Origin of the sequence: Amycolatopsis japonica (assembly GCF_000732925.1) — a bacterium.
In the GTDB taxonomy this organism is placed as follows: domain Bacteria; phylum Actinomycetota; class Actinomycetes; order Mycobacteriales; family Pseudonocardiaceae; genus Amycolatopsis; species Amycolatopsis japonica.
The window spans coordinates 7974671-7995438 of record NZ_CP008953.1; the positions used below are offsets into that span (position 1 = coordinate 7974671).

Genomic DNA, 20768 nt, shown 5'->3' on the forward strand with positions numbered 1-20768 from the left:
CCGGTCGAACCCCGCTCCGTCACCCCAAAGCGACCTGCGGTGATCACCATGGAACCGTGGAACTGCTGGAGTACGTCACCGGGCTGCTCGAGGGCACGCTCGGATCGCCCTGGCTGTGGGTGATCGTGTTCCTCGTGTCCGGGTTGGACGCGCTCCTGCCGTTCATGCCGAGCGAGACCACCGTCATCACCGTCGCCGTTCTGATCGGCACGGACTTCGCCCAGCTGGCGCTGCTCGCGCTGATCGCCGCGCTCGGAGCCTGGCTGGGCGACTGCCTCGGCTACACCGTCGGCGCCGCCGCGGGACCGCGGGCGCTCGCCCGCCTGCAGCGCGGTCCGGACGGGGTCCGGCGCTACGAATGGGCGAAGATCCAGGTGCGGCGCAACGCCGTCCTGTTGATCCTCGCCGCCCGCTACCTGCCCGGCGGCCGCGTCGCGAGCGGGCTCGCCAACGGCAGCCTCGGCTACCCGCCACGCAAGTTCGTCCCGCTCGACGCCCTCGGCGCGGGCATCTGGGCGGTGTACAGCGTCCTGATCGGGCTGGTCGGCGGAGCGGCCTTCGCGGACGAACCGGAGAAGGGCCTTCTGCTGTCCTTCGCACTCGGCTTGCTGCTGGTCGCGGCGATCGAGATCGGGCGGCGGGTCCGCGTCCGGATACTGACCCGACGCCGCGCGGCGGCCGGGACCAGCGACAATGGTGTGCGTGTCGAACCCTGAACGTCGCTATGTGATCTCCTTCGGCTGCCCCGACCGCACGGGCATCATCGCCCGTATCTCGGGTTTCCTCGCCGAGCACGGCGGTTGGATCGTCGAAGCGGCGTATCACACCGACCCGGACACCGGCTGGTTCTTCACCCGCCAGGTCGTCCGCGCCGATTCGCTCCCGTTCGACGCCGCCGAACTGCGCACGCGCTTCGCCGAGGTCGCGAAGTCCCTTTCGACCGAGTCGAGCTGGCAGGTCAGCGACACCGGCGAGCGCCGCCGCGCGGTGATCCTCGTCTCCAAGGCCGGGCACTGCCTCTACGACCTGCTCGGCCGGGTCGCGTCCGGGGAACTGGACGTCGACGTCGCCGCCGTCATCGGCAACCACGCGTCGCTGGGCGACATCACCCGCGCCCACGGCATCCCGTTCCACCACGTCCCGTTCCCCGCCGGCGACCCGGCCGCCAAGGCGTCGGCGTTCGCCGAAGTACGGAAACTCGTCGACGAGCACGACCCGCACGCCGTGGTCCTCGCCCGGTTCATGCAGGTCCTGCCGCCGGAGCTGTGCGAGGCGTGGGCCGGGCGGGCGCTCAACATCCACCACAGCTTCCTGCCGTCGTTCGTCGGCGCGCGGCCGTACCACCAGGCCCACGCGCGCGGGGTGAAACTCATCGGCGCGACCTGCCACTACGTCACCGCCGATCTCGACGCCGGCCCGATCGTCGACCAGGACGTCATCCGCGTCGACCACGGCGACTCGGTCGAGGACATGGTCCGCAAGGGCCGCGACATCGAGAAGGTGACGCTGGCGCGCGGGCTCCGGTGGCATCTGGAGGGCCGCGTGCTGGTGCACGGGAACCGGACTGTCGTCTTCTAATGGTTCACTGGGGTCATGGGGACCTCAGAGATCAAAGTGATCGAGACGCACGAAGCGCTGCGTGAGCACCTCGGCCACCCGGCCGAACGGACCAAGGGGAAGATCATCCCCTTCCTCGATCCGCACGCGCGCACGCTGATCGAGCACTCGCCGTTCTACCTGCTGGCGACGGCGTCGGCCGACGGGACCTGCGACGTCTCGCCGCGCGGCGACCCCGCCGGTTCCGTGAAGGTGCTCGACGACAAGACGCTGGTGCTGGCGGACCGGCCGGGCAACAAACTGCTCGACAGCCAGACCAACATCCTCGAAAACCCGCACGCCGGGCTGCTGTTCCTGGTGCCGGGGATGAACGAGACCCTGCGGATCAACGGCCGCGCGAAACTGGTCGCGGACGCGCCGTTCTTCGACGACCTCGTGGTCAAGGGGAAGCGGCCGGCGCTGGCGATCCTGGTCGAGGTCGAAGAGCTGTACATGCACTGCGCCAAGGCTTTCCTGCGGTCGTCGCTGTGGAAGCCGGAGACGTGGCCGGAGCGGTCCAGCCTGCCGACGGCGGGCCAGATCTTCCGTGACCAGATGAAGTTGGACATGTCGGCGGAGGCGCTCGATGCCGCGCTGACCGAAGGCGCGCTCACGACGCAGTACTGAGCCCCCACACGCGCTATGAAAGGTCCTTTCCTTGCAAATTTTGCAAGGAAAGGACCTTTCATAGCATCGGGAGGCGGGTCAGACGCGGACCAGCATCTTGCCGGTGTTCGCCCCGCCCAACAGGTCCAGGAACGCCTGCGGCGCGTTGCGGATACCGTCCACAATGGTCTCCGAGTACTTCAGCCGCCCGGAAGCGACCAGCGGAGCGACCTCCTGAACGAACTGCGGCTGCAGCGCGTAGTGGTCGCCGACCAGCATGCCGCGCATGGTGAACCGCTTCGCGATGATCGACGCGAGATTGCGCGGCGCCGCGGCCGGTTCGGTGTTGTTGTAGACCGAGATCATCCCGCAGATCGCCATGCGGCCGTGCAGGTTGATCGAGTCGATGGCCGCTTCGAGGTGCTCGCCGCCGACGTTGTCGAAGTACACGTCGATACCTTCGGGCGCCGCCGCGCGCAGCTGCTCGATCACCGGGGCGTCCTTGTAGTTGAACGCCGCGTCGAAGCCCAGCTCGTCGGTCAGCCATTTGACCTTGTCGTCGGTGCCCGCGCTGCCGATGACCCGCTTCGCGCCCTTCAGCTTCGCCAGCTGGCCGACGACGGACCCGACGGCGCCCGCCGCGCCGGACACGAAGACGGTGTCGCCCTCCTTGAACTCCGCGACCTCCAGCAGCCCGGCGTACGCGGTGAGCCCGGTCATGCCGAGGACGCCGAGGTACGCCGTGATCGGGGCGGCCTCCGGGTCGACCTTCACCGCGTGCTTCGCGGCGACGACGGCGTGCGAACGCCAGCCGAGGCCGTGCAACACGATGTCACCGGGTTTGAAATCGTCCACGGTGGACTCGATCACTTCGCCGACGGCGCCGCCGTGCATGACCTTGCCGACCTCGTACGGCTCGGCGTAGGACTTCGCGCTGCTCATCCGGCCGCGCATGTACGGATCCACGCTCAGCACCTGGTTGCGGACCAGGATCTGCCCTTCGCCCGGCACCGGGATCTCGACGTCGGCGATCTCGAAATTCTCCAGCGTCGGAACACCGTGCGGACGGGAGGCGAGCCGGATCTCGGTTGCGTTCACGAGGTAACTCCAAGTCAGTTGCCGAAGCGGGGCGGTCGCCCCGTATTCACGACGGGTACAACGAGCTAACCGGGGCGCCCATTCCGATTGTGGCGAGGGCTACACGGCCTCGGCGAGCTTGCCGAGCACACCCTCGTAGATCCGCTTGAGCCCGCCGGGCGCGAAGGTCTTCTCGAAGAAGCCGCCGATGCCGCCCGCGCCGTCCCACGTGGTCTCGATGCGGACGAGGCTGCCGTCCGGCACCTCGCGGACGGTCCAGGTGGTGACCATGCTGGAGTTCGCGTCGGTCTCGACGAGGGTGCCTTCGGACGGCTCGGTCACCGTCGCGGCGACGTCACGCACGCGCTTCGACGTGGCCTGCAGCTTCCAGCGCGCCTTCGTGCCCGCGCCGACGCCGCCTTCCGTGACTTCGTAGTCGCGGTAGTGCTCCGTCAGCAGCTTCGGCCGGGTTTCGGCGTAGTCCGCGACGAGCGCCCTGACCTTGTCCGCCGGCGCCTCGATGGTGCGCTCCGCGACGGCCGTGACCTTTCCCATCCCACTCCCTTTCACCCGTGGTGCAACGACAGCGTCCACGATTCCACCGCTGCTCGCAGCGGGAACGCGCACCCCCTGCCCGGATGCAAGGAAAGGTCCTTTCCTCGCAAATTTTGCAAGGAAAGGACCTTTCATGGCACGCGAAGGGGCTAGATGAGCGACTTCTCCTTCAGCCAGTCCTTCGCGACATCGGCCGGCTTCTCGCCGTCCGAGTCGACGCGCTTGTTCAGCTCACGCAGCTGCACGGTGTCGAGGGCCTTGCTCACGGCGTTGACGGCGGCCGCGAAGTCGGCGCCGCGCTCGTCGAGGACCTTCTTGTTCACCGCGGGCACGACGTTCTCGGTCGGCACGATGGCGAGGTCGTCCTCCAGCGCCACGAACTGCGGGTCGCCCACGAGCGGGCTCACCGAGTCGACCGGGATGACGGTGACCTTGCCGGACCGCAGCTGTTCGACGCGCGGGCCCGCCTCCTGCACCGTCTGGAACGTGGCCTTCAGCTTGTAGACGTCGGTGAAGCCCTTGAAGCAGGGAAGCCGCTCCGCGCACTCCGGCGCGCCGGCGACGACGACGTTGTCGATCTTGGACAGATCGCTGATCTTCGCCAGCCCCTTCTCCTTGGCGAGATCGGCCTTCACGATGTAGGTGTTCTTGTTCTCCGCCGGCGAGTAGTCCAGCAGGCCGATGCCGTCCGGCTCGAACAGCTTCTTGAGCTGCTCGTGCTCGCCCGCCGCGTCCTTCGGGGCTTCCTTGCCGTATCCGGTGGTGATGGCGGCGCCCTGGTACTCCGGGATGAACTGGAGTTCGCCGGATTTCAGCGCCGGGTAGATCAGCTCGCGCGAAGCGACGTTGAGCTTGCGTGTGATCGGGTAACCCTTGGCCTCCAACGCATTCGCGTACAGCTCGGCGAGGATCACGCTGTCGGTGAAGTTGAAGGAGGCGACCACGATCGGCGCCCCGCCCTTGCTCTGCGCGGCCGGGGCCGCCGCGTCGTCTCCGCCCCCACAGGCGGTCATACCGAGGATGGCGGCGGCGAGCACCGCGCCCACTCGAACGTTCCGTGTCCAGCGCACGTGCACACTCCTATGACTCGTTCAGAGGAATGAACCGTATCCCCGGGTCACGACAGAATCCACATTTTGAGAGTTGCACCCCTTGCGCTCCCAGAGAGCGGAATCCGGCGCCCCGAACGGGGTAAGGTCGGCCGGTGCGAGCCTCCTCCGTGTTCCCCGTACCCGCCCAGGGCGGGCGGCCGCTCTTCGAGTGGCGCTGGGTGGACCGCCATCTCGACGAGATCTTCGAGCGGCTCGGTGAGCACATCGTCCTGACCGCGGCGGCGCTCGCCATCGGACTGGTGGTGTCGATCGGTGTTTCCGCGATTTCGCTGCGTCGCCGGTGGTTCTACGTCATCGCGTTGAGCACGGCCGGTTCGCTGTACGTCATCCCGAGCCTCGGCGCCTTCGCCGTCCTGGTTCCCTTCACCGGCCTGACGTCCTTCACCACAGCGGTGATCCCGTTGGCGACGTACACGTTGCTCATCCTGATCCGCAACATCGTCACCGGCGTCGAACAGGTACCCAAGGAAGTCCGCGAAGCCGCGATAGGCATGGGTTTCACCCGTTCGCGGTTGCTGTGGCAGGTCGAACTCCCGCTCGCGCTGCCGGTGGTGATCGCGGGTCTGCGGGTCGCGGCGGTGACCACGATCGGGCTCGTGACGGTGACCTCCATGCTCGGCAAGGGCGGCCTGGGGTACTTCATCCGCAACGGCATCCAGACCGCGACACCGAATCCGACGTCGATCATCGTCGGTGTCGGGCTTTCCGTGGTGCTGGCCGTGGTGGTGGATCTGCTGCTGTGGCTCGGTGGGCGCGCGCTCGCGCCGTGGTCGCGGAAGGCGGCGTCGCGATGAGCATCATCGACCAGACCATCGAGTGGTTCGGCGAGCCGAACCGGTGGAGCTGGACCGATCCGGCGGGCGTGCCGTACCGGACGGTCGAGCATCTCCAGTTCTCCTTGCTGGCACTGGCGATCTCGGCCGTGCTGACGATCCCGCCCGCGTTGTGGCTGGCGCACTACCGCCGCGCGCAGTTCCTCGCGACCAGCGCGGTGAACATCGGCCGCGCGATCCCCAGCTTCGGGCTCGTGATCCTGTTCTGGTTCCTGGCTTCCCGGCTCGAAGTCGACACGACCTTCTGGCCGTTGATGCTTGCGCTGGTGGCCTTGGCGCTGCCGCCGTTGTTCACCAACACCTACGCGGGCGTCATCCAGCTGGAGCAGGAAACCGTCGACGCCGCGCGGGGAACCGGCCACCGTGAGTGGCAGATCATGCTGCGCCTGGAGTTGCCGCTCGCGTCACCGGTCATCCTCGCGGGTGCCCGCGTCGCGTTCCTGCAACTGGTGGCGACCGTCGCGATCGGCGCGATCGTCAACGACGGCGGCGGGCTCGGACGGTACATTGTGGACGGTTTCGCGCTCGGCGATCCCGGCCACGGAGAGATCCTGGCGGGCGGTATCGCGGTCGTCGTGCTGGCGTTGGTGTGCGAAGGGGTTTTCGCGCTCGTCACGCGTTGGGTGACCCCTCGCGGGCTGGCGATCCAGTCCCGCGCGGAAACCCGTTCCTGAGCGCCGAAACCACCGTCGTCACCGCCGGGCCCAACGCCCGGTCCTCCTCGACGGGCGGCACCAGCTCCCGCAGCCGCTCGTAGGTCGCGCGCAGCTCCGGCGCCCCGTCCCCGGACGCCAGCCACCGCGCCTGCGAACCCGTGATCAGCTCGCAGGCCGTGATGGCGAACATCCGCGCACAGGCGTCACGGAGCTGGTTCCCCGCCGCCCAGGCGAACGCCTGCACGTCCTCCTGACCACCGGAAGTGTCGAGGGAACCCAAGGTCGCGGGCGTGGCCAGCCGCCGCAGCGCGTGCAGCTCCCCCACCGCGCGTTTGTGCAACGGCACCAGCCCAGCCCGCGGCCCCGGTTCCACCGCGAGCTGCGCGGGCAGGCCGCTGAACCGCTCGTCGAGCAACCGGTGCGTCCGCTGCACGCTCACTTCGCCGAGATGCACCAGCGCCGCCGTCACCGCGTCCATCCGCAGCCCGAGTTCGACGGCGTGGAACCCGGTCGTGGACACGAATTCGCCGTCGAGGAACACGGGTGAATCGGTCGGCATCGAGCGCCCGAGCACCTCGTCCAGTTCGGCGGCGACCCGCGTCAGATGCGCGAGCGCGCGCGGAGCCACCCGCACGGAAACGGGCGCCTGCACGACCGGCCGTTCGACGGCACCTCGGATGAGATCGTTCACTTCGCGCAGGACCGAACGCAGCACCTGATCGTCTCCGGCCAGCGCGGGGCGATAGATCCCTTGCGGCGCACCGAGAACGTCGATCGCGATCGCGGCGGCGAACGTCTGGAGAGCCACCAGCTGCCGGACCTCGGCCCGCCCGAAAGCGGCGAGCGTCTCCGCCAGCGGCGAGCCCTGGATGAGGGTCGCGGCCTCCTTGAGACCTGGCTCGTACGGCTCCGCCAGCACTTCCGACGCGGGTGTCTCGACGCCGTCCACCAGCACGGTCCCGACACCGAGAAAGGTCTGGAAGGCGTGCGCCAGCGGGATGATCTCGCCGGCGCTGCCCAGCCCCGTCCGCGGCACGGCGGGGGTGAACCCCTCGTTCAGCCGGTCGACGAGGAACGTCACCAGCTCCGGACTGGCGCCCGCTTCGGGTGCGAGCAGATCCCGCAGGCGCACCAGCAGCAGCCAGCGCACTTCCTCGGCCGAGAGCCAGGGCGGTCCGCCGACGGCACGGCCGATCAGCAGGTTCCGCTGGTACGCGTTCGACGCGGGCGCGGCGACCCCCGCGAGCCGCCCCATGCCGGTGTTCACGCCGTAGACGGGGCGCTCATCCAGCGCGGCGAGGACTCGGGCGCGGTTCTCGCCGAGCCTCGCCGGCAACGCGGGGTCGAGTTCGAGGACCTCGGCCTCGAAGGCCGAAGTCAGCGGAAAGTCCTTTGTGGACAGCCTCACTCGACGGGGCGCGCGAGCCCGTCGATCACCTCGGCGCCGGGCAGGGACGCGAGGACCGAGCCTGGGATCAGCAGCTTGCCGCCGCGGATACCGCTGCCGATGACCAGTTCGGGTTCGTCGGCGACGCGCTGGTCGATCAGGATCGGCCACTCCGCGGGCAGGCCGACCGGCGTGATGCCGCCGTACTCCATTCCGGTGAGCGAGACGGCCTCGTCCATCGGGGCGAAGGAGGCCTTGCGCACGTCGAGACGGCGTTTGATCACGCCGTTCACGTCGGCGCGGGTGGTGGCGAGGATCATCGCGGCGGCGAAGCGGACTTCACCGGCGCGTTTGCCGGCGACGACGACGCAGTTCGCGGACGCGGAAAGCGGTGAACCGTACGCCTCGCAGAAGGCGGCGGTGTCGGCCAGCTCGGCGTCGATCTCGACGACGCCGACGGCGTCCGGATCGGGCAGGGCGGCGAGTGCCTTCGCGACGGGCTCGGCGAGCAGATCCGTGCGGGTGAGGGCGGGGACGACGGTGAGGGTTCCGGCGATGGTCCAGGTGGTCACACGGCCACCTTAATCACCAGTTACGGCCGCCGCGCTGGACCTCGATGAGCTTGGGGCGGACGTCCACGAGGTAGACCAGGACCGCGACCAGCGCGGGCAGCCACAGGATCATGCCGCCGCCGTAGAACTGGAAGAACGTCAGCACCACGGTGGCCCCACCGGTGATGAGCATCCAGATGGGTTTGGTCTTCCGATCGGCGGCCGAATACGCGTCCGCACGCTGCAACAGCGCATGCACGAACGCGAACAGCCCCGTCAGCGCGCCGCCCCAATGGATGGCGATGAGGATCCAGTTGGCAACGAACACGGACTCAGCTTACGTCAAACCGGGCGAATGACCCGGGCCCCCGGCACCGAAGCGGTGCCAGGGGCCCTGGAATTCACGCGGACCTTACTTCTCGGTGGTCTTCGGCGCGGTGGCCGGCTTCTTGGCGGCCGGGCTGGTGGTGCGGCGCGCGGTGGTCGTGGTCTTCGGCGCGGTCTTGTTGGCGACCTTGCGCGAAGCCGAGCGGGTCTCGTGCGCGAGGTCGTCGCCGATCTCCTCGACCTCGTCGGCGATCTCGCCGGCGACCTCGGTCACCTTGCGGGCGGTCTTCTCGCCGACGGAGCGGGTGCCCTTGGTGACCTTGCCGAGCACGGTGTCGATGCGCTCGCGGGCGTCGGTGGTCGCACCCTCGACGCGGTCCTGCGCGGTGCTGATCGCGTCCTCGAGCTGCTCGATGGCCTTCTTGACCTGCGGCTGCGCGGCGATCTTGTCCCACGCCTGCTCACCGGACTCGGCCAGCTTGTTGTACAGCTTCAGCGCGGCCTCGGTGTAGTCGTCGATGACCTTGCGCAGCTCGGCCGGGTCCAGCTTCTCGCGGAGACCCTCGACGTCGTGCGGGAGCTCTTCGATGTTCTTGCGGGCGGTCTCGCTGCCCTCGACGACCTTCTCCTTGGCCTTCGACACGGCGTCGACGACGGCCTGTCCGGCCAGGTTGCCGGCACCCAGGGCGGCCAGCAGCGGCGTGCGGACCTGGTCGAGGGCGGTGTGCTTGCGTTCGGTCTTGGTGGCCGTGGTCATGCTGACTCCTTGGATTCTTCGACTTGGTCTTCGGTTTTCGCCTGGGCCGCCTGCTCGGGTTTCGCGGCGGCGTTCTCGCGGCGGAACGATTCGTAGACGTCGAGCAGGACCTGCTTCTGCCGTTCGGTCAGCTCGGTGTCGGCGCGGATCGCGTCGCCGACCGGGCCTCCCGTCGGCAGATCGAGGATTCCCGCTTGCACGTAGAGCGCCTCGGCCGAGATACGCAGGCCCTTGGCGATCTGCTGCAGGATCTCCGCGCTGGGTTTGCGGACCCCGCGCTCGATCTGGCTCAGGTACGGATTGGACACGCCGGCGAGTTTCGACAGCTGCCGCAAGGAGATCTTCGCGTTGCTGCGCTGCTGGCGGATGTACTCGCCGATGTCGGAAGCGATGTCCGCGACCTTCTCCATCGGTCCGCCCGATGTGGGCTGATCCCGGTCGGTGTCTGACATCGGTCACCTCCTCGCGACGTCATCAACGCTACGCCCGAGTGCTAGCAATTGCAAGCACTCTGCTTGCAACCATCGGGTGTGTTGGTGCTCACCCGGCTACCGTGGAGGGATGTCGAACGCCACGCGGCTGCGGCGGCGCCTCGTCGAGCATCTGCTCGCCGAGGGCGTGCTGCACGACGCGCGCTGGATGACCGCGTTCCGCTCGGTGCCGAGACACGTCTTCCTGCCGCGGTTCTTCGTCCCGGCGGCGAACGGCTGGGCCGCGGTCGAACACGGCGACGACGAGTGGCTCAAACGCGTCTATTCCCCCGACGTGCTGGTCGTGCAGCTGGACGACGATTCCGGGCTCTGGGAACGGGCGCGATATCTCGGCGCGCAGCCGGGAACGCCGACGAGTTCGTCCAGCCAGCCGTCGATCATGGCGATCATGCTCGAAGAGCTCCGGGTCGCCGACGGGAATCGCGTACTGGAGATCGGCACGGGCACCGGGTACAACACCGCGTTGCTGTGCCACCGGCTCGGTGCCGGGCTCGTGTACACAGTGGACATCGACCCGGTACTCGTCGACGCCGCACGCAAACGGCTCGCGGAAATCGGCTACGTGCCTTCGTGCGCGGCGGCCGACGGCGCCGAGGGCTTCCCGGCGGGAGTGCTCTACGACCGGGTGATCTGCACCTGTTCGGTGTCGTCGATCCCACCCGCGTGGCTGGCGCAGACTATGCCCGGCGGGCTGATCGTCACCACGCTGAACCGGCCGATCGGCGGCGGGCTCGTCCGGATCGTCGCGGGCGAAGGCGCGACGGGGCACGGGCGGGTGCTCGCACGCGACGGGCGCTTCATGCCGCTTCGCGCGCATCGGTTCAAGCAGTCGAAGCTGCCGGACGGCGACGTCACCTGGCGGCCGACCCGGCTGCCGATGGGGGTGCTCACCGAGGTCCGCAGCCGGTTCGAGTTCTTCGCCGGGCTCTGCCTCCCGGGCGTGACGGCCTCGCGGGACGGCCGGCGCACCGCTCTGGTTCATCCGGACGGCTCGTGGATGCGCCATCGGCAGGGGGGCGACGGGTTCGAAGTGGCCGAAGGCGGCCCGCGGAGGCTGTGGGAGGTCGTCGAAGCCGCCTACGAGGACTGGATCGACCTCGGCCAGCCCGGGCGGGACCGGTTCGGGCTCAGCCTCGACGGGGAAGAACAGGTGATCTGGCTGGATTCACCCGATGGCCTCACTTGGCCGTTGGGCTCCTGAAAGCAGGCCGCGCACCCACTTCTCGACATGGTCGACGGCGTCTTCGACCGGGATGTGGGTGGTGTCGAACAGCTCGACCGGCGGCTCCATCGCGGGCGCTTCCGCTTGCAGCCACTCGTTGAACTCCAGCATCTCCTCGACCCGCTCCTCGTCCCACTCGCGCCAGGCGGGCCGCGCGAGCAAACGCTTGCGCAACGCGTCGGGCTCGCTGACGAGCGCCAGGTAGTGGACGTCGGAGAAGAAGACGCGCTCGGGCAGCCGCTCGAACTCGGGCGGCGCGACCGTGCCGCACAGGACGACCGGCCGCCCGTTCTGGTGCAGCATCGCCGCCATCCGCAGCCAGGTCGAGCGGAACGCGGGATGGCCGGGGACGTCGTCGCGCAACGCCCCGGTCCACAGCACGTCCTGTTCGACCACGAGCGCGAGATCGCCGAGCCGTCGCGCCAGGAGCGGCCCGACCGTCGACTTGCCCGCGCCGCTCGGCCCGGTCAGCGCGAAGAGCGGGAGCCGCCGGAACGGCCACCGGTGCGCGCACACCGCGCACACCAGCAGCCCGCTCTCGACTCGTGGCCGTTCGGCGCGATCGCCGCAGGCCGGGCAGATCTTGAGATCGAGGACCACGGTCAGTCGAAGAGGCCCTCGAGGAAGCCACCCTTACGACGCTTGTGGCCGTATCCGTGCGGAGAGTCCGCGTATCCGCCGCGGTACCCCTTGGGCGAGTCCGAGTACCCACCCCGGTAGCCCTTCGGCGAGTCGGCGTAGCCCCCACGGTGCGGGCGCGGCGAGTCCGGACGGCCGTAATGCGGCGCCGGCGCGTGCCCACCTCCCTGATACGGCGGGGGCTGGTGCCCGCCGCCGCCGTAGTACGACGTCTCGGCGTTGGTGATGGCTTCCAGCTCACCCCGGTCCAGGAAGATGCCGCGGCATCCCTGGCACTGGTCGATGTGGATGCCGTTCTTGTCGACGGTCTTCATGGCGTTCTGGCACTTCGGACAAATCACGTATCAGAGATTACGCATTTTTGGCCCGCGAGGTCAGCAGGCGCACAGACAAAACGGGTGCCCGACCGGATCCGCGTAGACCCGGAAGGTCTCCGGCGAGTCGTCGAGCAGCTTCGCGCCGATGGCCAGCGCGCGCTCGTGGGCGGCCTCCATGTCGGTGACGTCGAGGTCGACATGGGCCTGCTGCGGGTTCTCGGCGGACGGCCACGCGGGCGGCCGGTAGTCCGGCACGCGCTGGAACGAGAACCGCGCGCCGCCCTCCGGGTTCCGCAGGGTCACCCAATGGCCGTCTTCGGCGACTTCGGCCGCCTTCCAGTCGAGCAGCTCGCGGTAGAACTCCGCCAGCGCGACCGGATCCGGGCAGTCGAGCGCCACCGCGCCGAAGGTCGGTACCGCACCCATGGTTCAGCCTCCAGAATGATCGAGTAACCAGTGAACCGAGTATGAGGGTTATCAAAGCCGATGACAACCGGTCTCGTCCGTACACTGGGCGGGGTGAACACCGACGCGTCCCTGGTGGTCGAGTTTCTGAACACGGTGAACGTCGAACGCGGCACCGACCTCCTGGACGAGCTGGAGTCCTGGCAACGTTGGGCCCGCGATCACCGGCTGCGAGCGGATACCCCCGCGACCGCGCGCGAAACGCGGGACGCGCTGCGGGCGGCGATCGGCGATCCGCGACTCCCCCGGCTCGGCCTGCGCGCCCCGGCGGAGATCGTCCTCGGCGCCGAAGGTCCGCTCCTGGTCTCGGAAACGGTCTGCGAGGCGGTGCTGGCGGCGTCGACCCGGCTGACCGTGCTGGGCGAATGGATCCGGCTCAAGATCTGCCCAGCGGACGACTGCCTGTGGGCGTTCTACGACGAATCCCGGAACCGGTCGAGGACCTGGTGCTCGATGCGGGCCTGCGGGAACCGGGAGAAGGCGCGGGCCTGGCGGGCCCGGACGGCGGACGTCTCGACCTGAGCGTGCTCGGACCCGTCACTCGCGTGATCAGAGGCGGAACTCGCGTGATCGGGGACGTCACGGCTCCGATCACGCGAGATCCGGCCTCGATCACGCGAGTCACGCCCTCGATCACGCGAGATCCGGCGAGCGTCACGACCCGAACGACCACAACTTCTGGTGTCACCCACCCCCGAGTTACCCCCAGGGGTTGTGCACACCGTTAGGCCAAAAACGTGAAAAGCTGTGGATAACCCTGGGGATGACTCCACTTCCTGTGGACAACTCCCGGTGCGGCCTCCGGAGTGTGGTATACGCGCGGCGCTCAGAAGAGCAGCTGCGCGACCGCGTAGATCACCAGGCCGGCGAGCGCGCCGACCACGGTGCCGTTGATCCGGATGAACTGCAGATCCCGGCCCACCTGGAGCTCGATCTTGCGCGAGGTCTCCTCGGCGTCCCAGCGCTCCACCGTGTCCGTGATGATCGTGGTGATCTCCTGGGAGTAGTGGGTGACGACGTAGGCCGCCGCACCTTCCACCCAGGTGTCCACTTTGGACCGGATGTGGTCGTCGGAGACCAGCCGCTCCCCGAGCGTTTCGAGGCCCGTGCGCACGCGGCGCCTCAGCTCGCTCGACGGGTCCTCGGCGGCGTTGAGCAGCATCTCCTTCGCCGTCGCCCACGCCGAACCGATCAGCTTCTGCACCTCGTCGTGCCCCAGCATCTGGGACTTGACCTGCTCGGCGCGCGCCATCACCTCGGGATCGGTCTGCAGATCCTGGGCGAACTCGCCGAGGAACTTGTCCAGCGCCAGCCGCATGGGGTGGTTGACGTCGGTCTTCACCGCCCAGACGAACGACAGCACCTCGCCGTAGACCTTGTCCGCGAGCATCTCGTCGACGAATTTCGGCGACCAGCTCGGCGCCCGGTCCGAGACCACGCGCAGCATCGTCGAGTGGTTGTCCCGCACCCACTCGTAGCCGCGGTCGCACATCAGGTCCACCAGCTTGTGATGCGCCCCGTCGGCGAACACGCCCTCCAGGATCTTGCCGAGCGGCGGACCCCACGGCTTGTCCACGATCCGCTTGACCACGGCCTGTTCCATGATCGCCTGGACGTCCTCGTCGCGGAGCACCCTGACCGCCGCCCGCACGACGGTGGCCAGCTCGGACGTCACACGTTCGGCGTTGGCGGGTTGCGAGAGCCAGCCGCCGAGCCGCTTCGAGACCTCGACCCGGCTCAGCTTCTCGCGGACCACGGACTCGGACAGGAAGTTCGAGCCGACGAAGTCACCGAGGCTGCTGCCCAGCGCGTCCTTCTTGTTCGGGATGATCGCGGTGTGCGGGATCTTGATCCGCAGCGGATGCCGGAACAGCGCCGTCACCGCGAACCAGTCGGCGAGCGCGCCGACCATCCCGGCCTCGGCGGCAGCGCGGACGTAACCGACCCAGGCGGGCCAGCCGGCGGCCTCGGCCCAGCTGGTCAGCAGGAAGATCACCGTCGCGCCGAGCAGGAACGACAGCGCGACCATCTTCATCTTGCGCAGGCCGCGGCGCTTCTCCTCCTCGGCGGCGGTTCCACCGGGCGGATCGGCTGGGGTCACCTTGGCGGGCGTCAGTTGCTCCACACCGCCATTGTCCGTGAGGATGGCTGATCGTGCGCGAACCTGTCCTCGTACCCCGCCTCCAGCCCTTCACGTCGACCATCTTCGCGGAGATGACGGCACTCGCCGTCCGCCACGAAGCCGTCAACCTCGGCCAGGGTTTCCCCGACACCGACGGTCCCGCCGGAATGCTCGACGCCGCCAAGAACGCGCTGTTCGGGGGTGCGAACCAGTATCCGCCGGGTCCCGGACGGCCCGAACTGCGCGCGGCGATCGCGCGGCACCGGCTCCGCTACGGCGTCGAGTACGACCGCGACACCGAGATCCTGGTCACCGCCGGTGCCACCGAGGCCATCGCGGCGTCGCTGATCGCGCTCACGCAGGCGGGTGACGAGGTCATCGTCATCGAGCCGTACTACGACTCGTACGCGGCCGCGGTCGCCATGGCGGGCGCGGAGCGGCGGGTCGTCGGGCTGGTGGAACGCGACGGCCGGTTCGCGCTGGACGTCGAGGGCCTGCGCGTCGCGGTGACCGGCCGGACCAGGGCGATCCTGATCAACTCGCCGCACAACCCGACCGGCACGGTGTTCACGCGCGCCGAGCTGGAAGCCGTCGCCGCGCTCTGCGTGGAGCACGACCTGATCGCGATCACCGACGAGGTGTACGAGCACCTCGTGTTCGACGACGCCGAGCATCTCCCACTCGCGACCTTCCCCGGTATGCGCGATCGCACCGTGTCGATCTCCAGCGCGGGCAAGACCTTCAACTGCACGGGCTGGAAGATCGGCTGGGTCTGCGCGAGCCCCGAACTGGTCGCGGCGGTGAAGGCGGCGAAGCAGTTCATCACCTTCGTCTCGGGCGGCCCGTTCCAGCCCGCCGTCGCCCACGCGCTGGACCACGAGCTGCCGTGGGCCGAGGAGCTGCGCACGAGCCTCCAGGGCAAACGGGACCGGCTCGCGGCAGGCCTCGCGGAGGCGGGTTTCGCGGTGCGGCCGACCGCCGGGACCTACTTCGTCTGCGTCGACGTCCGCCCGCTCGGCTTCGACGACGCCGCGGAACTGGCCTGGGAACTCCCCGAACGGGTGGGCGTGGCTGCCGTGCCCGTAAAGGTGTTCACCGATCACCCGGAAGAGTGGAAACACCTTCTGCGCTTCGCGTTCTGCAAACGCAACGAGGTCATCGACGAAGCCGTCACCCGGTTGCGCAAACTGCGATGACCCCTCCGATGTTCACGCCCAGCCGCCTTTTTCGAGTGCGCGTCTGAGCCGGTCCAAACACCGTCTTCGAAGCCTGCCGACACTGGCCGGACTGATGCCCAGCTCCCCCGCGATCTGGGCGTAGGACAGCTCCGGCCGGTGCGCGAGGAGCCGCACGAGCCGTCGATGCGAATCCGGCAGGCGATCGACCGCCGCCCAGAGCGCGCGGTCCCGTTCGGCGCGGACGACCTCGGCCTCCGGGGTCGTCTCCGCGCCGGGCAGCGGACGCGGCGTTTCGCGCCTGTTCCTGGTGATCATCCGGAGCGCGCGACGCCGCGCCGTGGTCGTCAGCCAAGCCCCGAGTTTCGCTTCGTCGCGTAGCGCGCCGGGCACGCGAAGCAGTTCCAGCCAAGCCTCCTGACAGATGTCCTTGGCGTCGGCTTCGCTCAGCCGGTAGGCCTTCAGCGCCTTGAGCACCGCCGCCGACACGGCGTTCACGTCCCACATCCCGGACCCTCCCCTCCCGGCGGCTTGCGTCCGCCGTACCGATCACCGAACGCAACTTTGACGGCACACACCGCATCCGGGATCCGGAAAAGGTCAGGTCACCGAGGATTTGAGTAGTTCCACCCGTCCCCGGATGGCCGCCGGGCACATACCGAGAGTGATCAACTTCGGTACTCCAGGCACCGGAGCCGGTTGCGTCGTTCCGCCTAACGGGCTGGATCGACGGCGGCTGAGGTGAAACACTCCCCTCCGGTGCTAAAACTGGTGCAGCCCCGGGGGAACTGCGACCTGACCGGAAGAGACCCCAAGAAAGATCGAACTCACGCGGAAAACGTGGGTTTCAGGCGCGGACGGTGGTGATTGCTGTGAGTGGTGCGGCAGTCGTGCGCCGTCACGACCTCACCTCCCGCAAGACCGGCATGCGAATTCTTTTCGCGGGCGGGCTCGCGCTCACCGGCTGGCTCCTCGGCGCCGTTTTGAGCACCCCGGCTTCGGCCGACGAACGGCTTCCCGTGACGCCGGAGACCTCCGTGGTCCAGCCCGCGGACGAAGCGGGATCCGGGAAATCGACTACTCCGAACGAGTCCACTTCGGACTCCGCCGCGACCGAAACCACGAAACCCGCTGAGCCCACCGAAACCTCGAAGGAGCCCGCTCCCGTTGTGAGCGAAGAGCCCGAGGCCACTGTGGAGGAAGAGACCGTTTCGAGTACGAGTTCCGTCGAGAAGACCTCTTCTCCGGAGCCGGAAACGAAGACCGCGAAGCCCCAGGCGTCCAACGGTTTGCTGGGCGGCCTCATCGGCGGTGTGCTGAACGTCGTCACGACCACGGTCGGCGGCGTCGTCGAAACCGTCGGCGGGGTCGTCGGTGTCGTCGACGGAATCGGCGACCAGGTCGTCGCGCCGATCATCACGCCGAATCCGTGCTGCACCGGGGGCGGCCCGTCGATCCTCCCGGGCACCGGCGACATGCTCGACCCCGTCTTCGGTGGCGGCTCGGGTGAATCGGCGAGCGGCTCGGTCACCATCGCCGTCCCGGCGAAGGCCGTCACGCCGGACGCGCCCGCCACGCCGGACCCGCGTCCGCTCGTCCCCGCCGAGACCCCCGTTCCGGTCGCGGCGAGCCAGAACCACCGCGTCACGCTGCCCGTCCGGGTCCAGCACGACGCCAAGCCCGCTCCGGCCGCGCCCGCCGAGTCCGACACGCACGCGTCCCGGGACGGCGGCGGCTCGGGCGGCGGCGGTGGCCTGCCGAGCGCCCCGGTGGCGCCGGTCGCGCCCACGACGACCGCCCAGCCCGGACACGACAACACCGGCGGCGGCCGCGGGCCGCTCGCCGTCCTCGACTCCGGAATCCCCGCCACGCAGCTGAAGCTCCTCGGAACCGGCTGCGATCACGAAGGCGAGCGCACCGGCCGGGAAGCCGCGCTTCCCGCCACCTCCCCCGACTGACCTGACCGGGTCGCCGGGGAGAACCACGTCCAAATCAAGATCAACTTCTGGTTTCGACGGCTGCTGAATCCTCTGGCATAAGCCATTTTTCGCCTGCCCCTTTTCAGGCAACCCCAAAGTCTTTCCGAACGGCCGACCGCGCCCGGCCGGTTCGGATCCCGGCCCCGGCGCCGCGCTGCCCCTGCGGCGCCGGGACCAGCACCGGGTGGACTCCGGGGGCTTCTGCTCACCGCGCCGAGCAGGAGCCGGCCAAGCTCGAAGTCCGCCTGAACCGCGGGCGGTTACCCGGCACGTCGAGGGGCTGTGCCGGGTAACCGCCGCGGTGCCCGTCCCGAGGTTTCGGCCTCGGGACGGGCCGGATAGCCGGTGCGCTGGTCGTGCGGCGCCGATGCCCTCCCTGGAGCATCGGCCGCCCCGCCGGCGCACCGGCTATTTCCGTTTCCGGCCCGCGTTTCGTCCTCTGAATGCGGTAGTTGCACGCGCAAGGACCGCATTCAGAGGACGAAATGCGGGGCGTCAGGTGACCTGGACGGCGACCGGGGCGACGACGGCGGGGGTCGCGGCGACCGAAGCGGCCGCCGCGCCGAGACGGCGTACGGCCTCGAAGAGCGTCTCGGCCGGAAGCGCGTACGGCAGCCGTAGCCAGCGCTCCAGTCCACCGTGGACACCGAACCGCGAGCCCGGCGCCACCTGCACCCCGTGTCCCGCCGCCGCGACGGCCAGCCGCGTGCTCATCGGCTCCGGCAGACGGCACCACAGCGAGAGCCCGCCGGACGGGACGGTGAACGTCCACTCCGGGCAGTACCAGTTGAGCGCGCCGGTCAGCGCGTCGCGCAGGGCCAGCGTCTCCTGACGACGATGTGCCAGCGCGGCCCCGCCGTCGTCGAGCAGTTCCGCGAGGACGAGCTGCTCGAACACCGGAGACCCCAGGTCGACGGCGAACCGGGCGGCGACCAGCCGCCCGATGATGTCCTCGGACGCGCGGATCCAGCCGAGCCGCAGGCCCGCCCAGTGCGATTTGGACGCCGAGCCGATCGTGATGCCGAGATCGCCCATGAACGCGCCCAGCGGCGGCGGTCCGTCCACCGGATCGCCTTCGAGGTCCAGCTCGACCAGCGTCTCATCGATGATCGCCGGGGTCCGAGCGCGGTTCAGCGCGGCCGCGAGCCGTTCCCGGCCGGCGGCGTCCATGCGCAGGCCGGTCGGGTTATGGAAGTCCGCGACGAAGTACGCGAGCCTCGGCGCGGACTGCCGCAGCGCGGCTTCGATACCGACGACGTCCCATCCGGTGACCGGGTCCAAGGGCACCGGTACCCCGATCGCGTGGGCCGCGCCGATGGCTTCCAGCGAGTTCGGGTACGTCGGCTGCTCGACGAGCACCCGGTCGCCGGGGCCGGCCAACATGCGGAGGACCTGCACGAACGCGTGATGCGCGCCGTTGGTGACCATCACCTGGCCGGCGTTGGTCGGCAGGCCGCGTTCGGTGTAGCGGCGGGCGATCCGCTCACGCAGGACCCGCAGGCCGCGCACCTCATAGCCGTTCTCGCCGAGGTGGTCCACCAGCGCCTTCCGCGCGGCATCGACGGCCGGGACCAGGCCCGCGACGGCGGGCGGGCAGGCCTGGGCGAGGTCGATGAGATCCTCGCCGGTCGGCAGGATCGCGCTCCGGCCGCGACCGCCGGGCGCCGCGATCCACGAGCCCGCCCCGCGACGGCTCGCGACCAGGCCGTCGGCGCGCAGTTTGTCCAGCGCGGCACCGATCAGCGTGCGGCTGACGTCCAGCGCCTCGGCGAGCTCCCGTTCGGCGGGCAGTTTCGTGCCGAGCGGCAGCCTGCCGTCGAGGACCAGCAGCTCGACGGCGGCCGCGAGATCCGCGGCACCGTGTCGAGAACCACTCTGCCGCCAACTCCCCAGCAAGATGGCCAATTTCGGGCCCGAAACGCGTCCAGTCAGCGGGATCAGCGGTTCCATAAGGCCAATTGTTCCAGATTGGCCATGGTCAAGGTAGCCACGTACCCCTGATGGTGCACACGTGGCACTCAAACTCGACCTCAACCCTGTCGGCATCTCCCAGGACACCACCCGCCGTTCACTCCAGCTCGTCGGCGGGCTCGCCCTCTACGGCGGCAGCATGGCCATGCTGACCAGGTCGGGACTCGGCCTCGACCCGTGGGACGTGCTCCACGAAGGCCTGATGAAGATCACCGGTCTCTCGTTCGGCACGGTCACCGCGATCGCGTCGGTCCTCGTTCTCCTGCTGTGGATCCCGCTGCGGCAGCGGCCGGGGATCGGGACCGCGGCCAACGTCGTGGTCATCTCGCTCACCGTCGACCTCGTGCGGGTCTTCCTTCCCGACCAGGACGTGCTCGGCTGGCAGATCTTCAACCTGGTCGCCGGGGTCGTGCTCAACGGCCTCGCCGCCGCGATCTACGTCGGCGCGCGGCTCGGCCCCGGCCCCCGCGACGGGCTGATGACCGGTCTCTCGGCCCGGACGGGCAAGTCGATCCGCCTCGTCCGGACCCTCATCGAGATCACCGTGCTGGCCGCGGGCTGGCTGCTCGGCGGCACGGTCGGCGTCGGCACGGTCCTCTACGCGCTCGCCATCGGCCCCCTGACCCAGGCGTTCCTGCCGTACGTCGTGTGGCGGGAACGCGCCCACGCGTGACTGGATGGACGACACACGTGTCGGGATGGACGACACGCGTGATCGGGCGGACGTCTCGCCATAGCCCCGGCCGCGAACGTGTCGTCCATCCAGTCACGCGTGTCGTCCACCTGGTCACGCGTGCTCGCCGGGCGAGCAAGAGCGGCGGCGGCGCGATGGGGCACGGCCTCGTGAGATCTGGCGCGCTCTTAACTGTCCACAAGGGACACTTTCGAGGGCAAAAAGCCCAATTCGGTCACTTTGCGCACGGGTCGTGA

General features: G+C 69.2%; 24 protein-coding genes. 10 read left to right on the forward strand and 14 right to left on the reverse strand.

The features are described 5' to 3' along the window. Nucleotides 1-56 precede the first annotated feature (56 nt). The 3 genes from AJAP_RS36875 to AJAP_RS36885 are packed head-to-tail and all read left to right on the forward strand — an operon-like array spanning nt 57 to nt 2223. Nucleotides 57-716, forward strand: a complete 660-nt coding sequence (locus AJAP_RS36875) for a DedA family protein (protein WP_038520189.1) — start codon at nt 57-59, stop codon at nt 714-716. After that, a complete protein-coding gene (gene purU, locus AJAP_RS36880; RefSeq protein WP_174492072.1) occupies nt 694-1578 on the forward strand; it encodes a formyltetrahydrofolate deformylase in 885 nt (294 codons plus the stop codon). The genes AJAP_RS36875 and purU overlap by 23 nt, the downstream gene beginning before the upstream one ends. Nucleotides 1579-1593: 15 nt before the next feature. After that, nucleotides 1594-2223: a pyridoxamine 5'-phosphate oxidase family protein gene (locus AJAP_RS36885; protein WP_038520194.1), complete on the forward strand. Its 630-nt coding sequence runs from the start codon at nt 1594-1596 to the stop codon at nt 2221-2223. 78 nt (nt 2224-2301) lie between these two features. Here the strand turns inward: AJAP_RS36885 and AJAP_RS36890 are convergent, their stop codons facing one another. The 3 genes from AJAP_RS36890 to AJAP_RS36900 all read right to left on the reverse strand — a co-directional run bounded on the left by AJAP_RS36890 (nt 2302) and on the right by AJAP_RS36900 (nt 4904). Then, nucleotides 2302-3300, reverse strand: a complete 999-nt coding sequence (locus AJAP_RS36890; protein ID WP_038520197.1) for an NADP-dependent oxidoreductase — start codon at nt 3298-3300, stop codon at nt 2302-2304. A gap of 99 nt (nt 3301-3399) precedes the next feature. Further along, a complete protein-coding gene (locus AJAP_RS36895) occupies nt 3400-3834 on the reverse strand; it encodes an SRPBCC family protein (RefSeq protein ID WP_038520200.1) in 435 nt (144 codons plus the stop codon). A gap of 149 nt (nt 3835-3983) precedes the next feature. Next, complete coding sequence (locus AJAP_RS36900) at nt 3984-4904, reverse strand: ABC transporter substrate-binding protein (RefSeq protein WP_038524563.1); 921 nt, start codon at nt 4902-4904, stop codon at nt 3984-3986. 149 nt (nt 4905-5053) lie between these two features. On the opposite strand from AJAP_RS36900, the gene AJAP_RS36905 reads away from it, so the two are divergent. Next, entirely contained in the window at nt 5054-5740 is a 687-nt protein-coding gene (locus AJAP_RS36905) for an ABC transporter permease (protein WP_051972700.1), read from the forward strand. Beyond that, nucleotides 5737-6453 (forward strand): ABC transporter permease, encoded by a 717-nt coding sequence (locus tag AJAP_RS36910; protein ID WP_038524566.1) that lies wholly within the window; start codon nt 5737-5739, stop codon nt 6451-6453. The genes AJAP_RS36905 and AJAP_RS36910 overlap by 4 nt, the downstream gene beginning before the upstream one ends. On the opposite strand, the gene AJAP_RS36915 is transcribed toward AJAP_RS36910, so the two are convergent. From AJAP_RS36915 to AJAP_RS36935, 5 genes are all read right to left on the reverse strand, one after another. Next, a complete protein-coding gene (locus AJAP_RS36915; protein WP_051972701.1) occupies nt 6392-7843 on the reverse strand; it encodes an aromatic amino acid lyase in 1452 nt (483 codons plus the stop codon). The two genes, AJAP_RS36910 and AJAP_RS36915, sit on opposite strands and share 62 nt — an antisense overlap. Continuing rightward, complete coding sequence (locus tag AJAP_RS36920) at nt 7840-8394, reverse strand: YbaK/EbsC family protein (RefSeq protein ID WP_038520206.1); 555 nt, start codon at nt 8392-8394, stop codon at nt 7840-7842. Before AJAP_RS36920 ends, AJAP_RS36915 begins: the two co-directional genes overlap by 4 nt. 13 nt (nt 8395-8407) lie before the next feature. Continuing rightward, entirely contained in the window at nt 8408-8701 is a 294-nt protein-coding gene (locus AJAP_RS36925) for a DUF2516 family protein (protein WP_037333051.1), read from the reverse strand. A gap of 84 nt (nt 8702-8785) precedes the next feature. Then, nucleotides 8786-9457 (reverse strand): hypothetical protein, encoded by a 672-nt coding sequence (locus AJAP_RS36930; RefSeq protein ID WP_038520208.1) that lies wholly within the window; start codon nt 9455-9457, stop codon nt 8786-8788. Beyond that, nucleotides 9454-9867, reverse strand: coding sequence for a helix-turn-helix domain-containing protein (locus AJAP_RS36935; RefSeq protein WP_051972878.1), 414 nt, complete (start codon nt 9865-9867; stop codon nt 9454-9456). Before AJAP_RS36935 ends, AJAP_RS36930 begins: the two co-directional genes overlap by 4 nt. A 151-nt stretch (nt 9868-10018) precedes the next feature. Between AJAP_RS36935 and AJAP_RS36940 the strand changes: the two genes are divergently transcribed. Further along, a complete protein-coding gene (locus tag AJAP_RS36940; RefSeq protein WP_038520214.1) occupies nt 10019-11149 on the forward strand; it encodes a methyltransferase domain-containing protein in 1131 nt (376 codons plus the stop codon). On the opposite strand, the gene AJAP_RS36945 is transcribed toward AJAP_RS36940, so the two are convergent. The 3 genes from AJAP_RS36945 to AJAP_RS36955 are packed head-to-tail and all read right to left on the reverse strand — an operon-like array spanning nt 11114 to nt 12552. Continuing rightward, nucleotides 11114-11770 carry an AAA family ATPase gene (locus AJAP_RS36945; protein WP_038520217.1) on the reverse strand — a complete coding sequence of 219 codons (657 nt, stop codon included), beginning with the start codon at nt 11768-11770 and terminating at the stop codon, nt 11114-11116. The genes AJAP_RS36940 and AJAP_RS36945 overlap by 36 nt on opposite strands. A gap of 2 nt (nt 11771-11772) precedes the next feature. Continuing rightward, entirely contained in the window at nt 11773-12150 is a 378-nt protein-coding gene (locus tag AJAP_RS36950; protein ID WP_073846206.1) for a TFIIB-type zinc ribbon-containing protein, read from the reverse strand. Nucleotides 12151-12183: 33 nt separating this feature from the next. Then, complete coding sequence (locus tag AJAP_RS36955; protein ID WP_038520220.1) at nt 12184-12552, reverse strand: VOC family protein; 369 nt, start codon at nt 12550-12552, stop codon at nt 12184-12186. A 93-nt stretch (nt 12553-12645) separates the two neighbouring features. On the opposite strand from AJAP_RS36955, the gene AJAP_RS36960 reads away from it, so the two are divergent. Beyond that, nucleotides 12646-13113 (forward strand): CGNR zinc finger domain-containing protein, encoded by a 468-nt coding sequence (locus AJAP_RS36960; protein ID WP_038520222.1) that lies wholly within the window; start codon nt 12646-12648, stop codon nt 13111-13113. Between the two features lie 304 nt (nt 13114-13417). Here the strand turns inward: AJAP_RS36960 and AJAP_RS36965 are convergent, their stop codons facing one another. Further along, on the reverse strand, nt 13418-14716 hold the full coding sequence (locus AJAP_RS36965) for a DUF445 domain-containing protein (protein ID WP_038520225.1): 1299 nt from the start codon (nt 14714-14716) through the stop codon (nt 13418-13420). Nucleotides 14717-14745: 29 nt separating this feature from the next. On the opposite strand from AJAP_RS36965, the gene AJAP_RS36970 reads away from it, so the two are divergent. Further along, entirely contained in the window at nt 14746-15909 is a 1164-nt protein-coding gene (locus AJAP_RS36970) for a pyridoxal phosphate-dependent aminotransferase (protein WP_038520228.1), read from the forward strand. Nucleotides 15910-15921: 12 nt separating this feature from the next. On the opposite strand, the gene AJAP_RS36975 is transcribed toward AJAP_RS36970, so the two are convergent. Then, nucleotides 15922-16395, reverse strand: coding sequence for an RNA polymerase sigma factor (locus AJAP_RS36975; RefSeq protein WP_038520230.1), 474 nt, complete (start codon nt 16393-16395; stop codon nt 15922-15924). 365 nt (nt 16396-16760) lie between these two features. Here AJAP_RS36975 and AJAP_RS36980 point away from each other — a divergent pair, with 365 nt between their 5' ends. Further along, nucleotides 16761-17846, forward strand: coding sequence for a hypothetical protein (locus AJAP_RS36980; RefSeq protein ID WP_228694753.1), 1086 nt, complete (start codon nt 16761-16763; stop codon nt 17844-17846). A gap of 516 nt (nt 17847-18362) precedes the next feature. On the opposite strand, the gene yczR is transcribed toward AJAP_RS36980, so the two are convergent. Then, nucleotides 18363-19817, reverse strand: coding sequence for a MocR-like transcription factor YczR (yczR, locus tag AJAP_RS36985; RefSeq protein ID WP_038520236.1), 1455 nt, complete (start codon nt 19815-19817; stop codon nt 18363-18365). A gap of 61 nt (nt 19818-19878) precedes the next feature. Between yczR and yczE the strand changes: the two genes are divergently transcribed. Then, entirely contained in the window at nt 19879-20511 is a 633-nt protein-coding gene (gene yczE / locus AJAP_RS36990; protein ID WP_038520239.1) for a membrane protein YczE, read from the forward strand. The last annotated feature ends 257 nt before the right edge of the window (nt 20512-20768 follow it).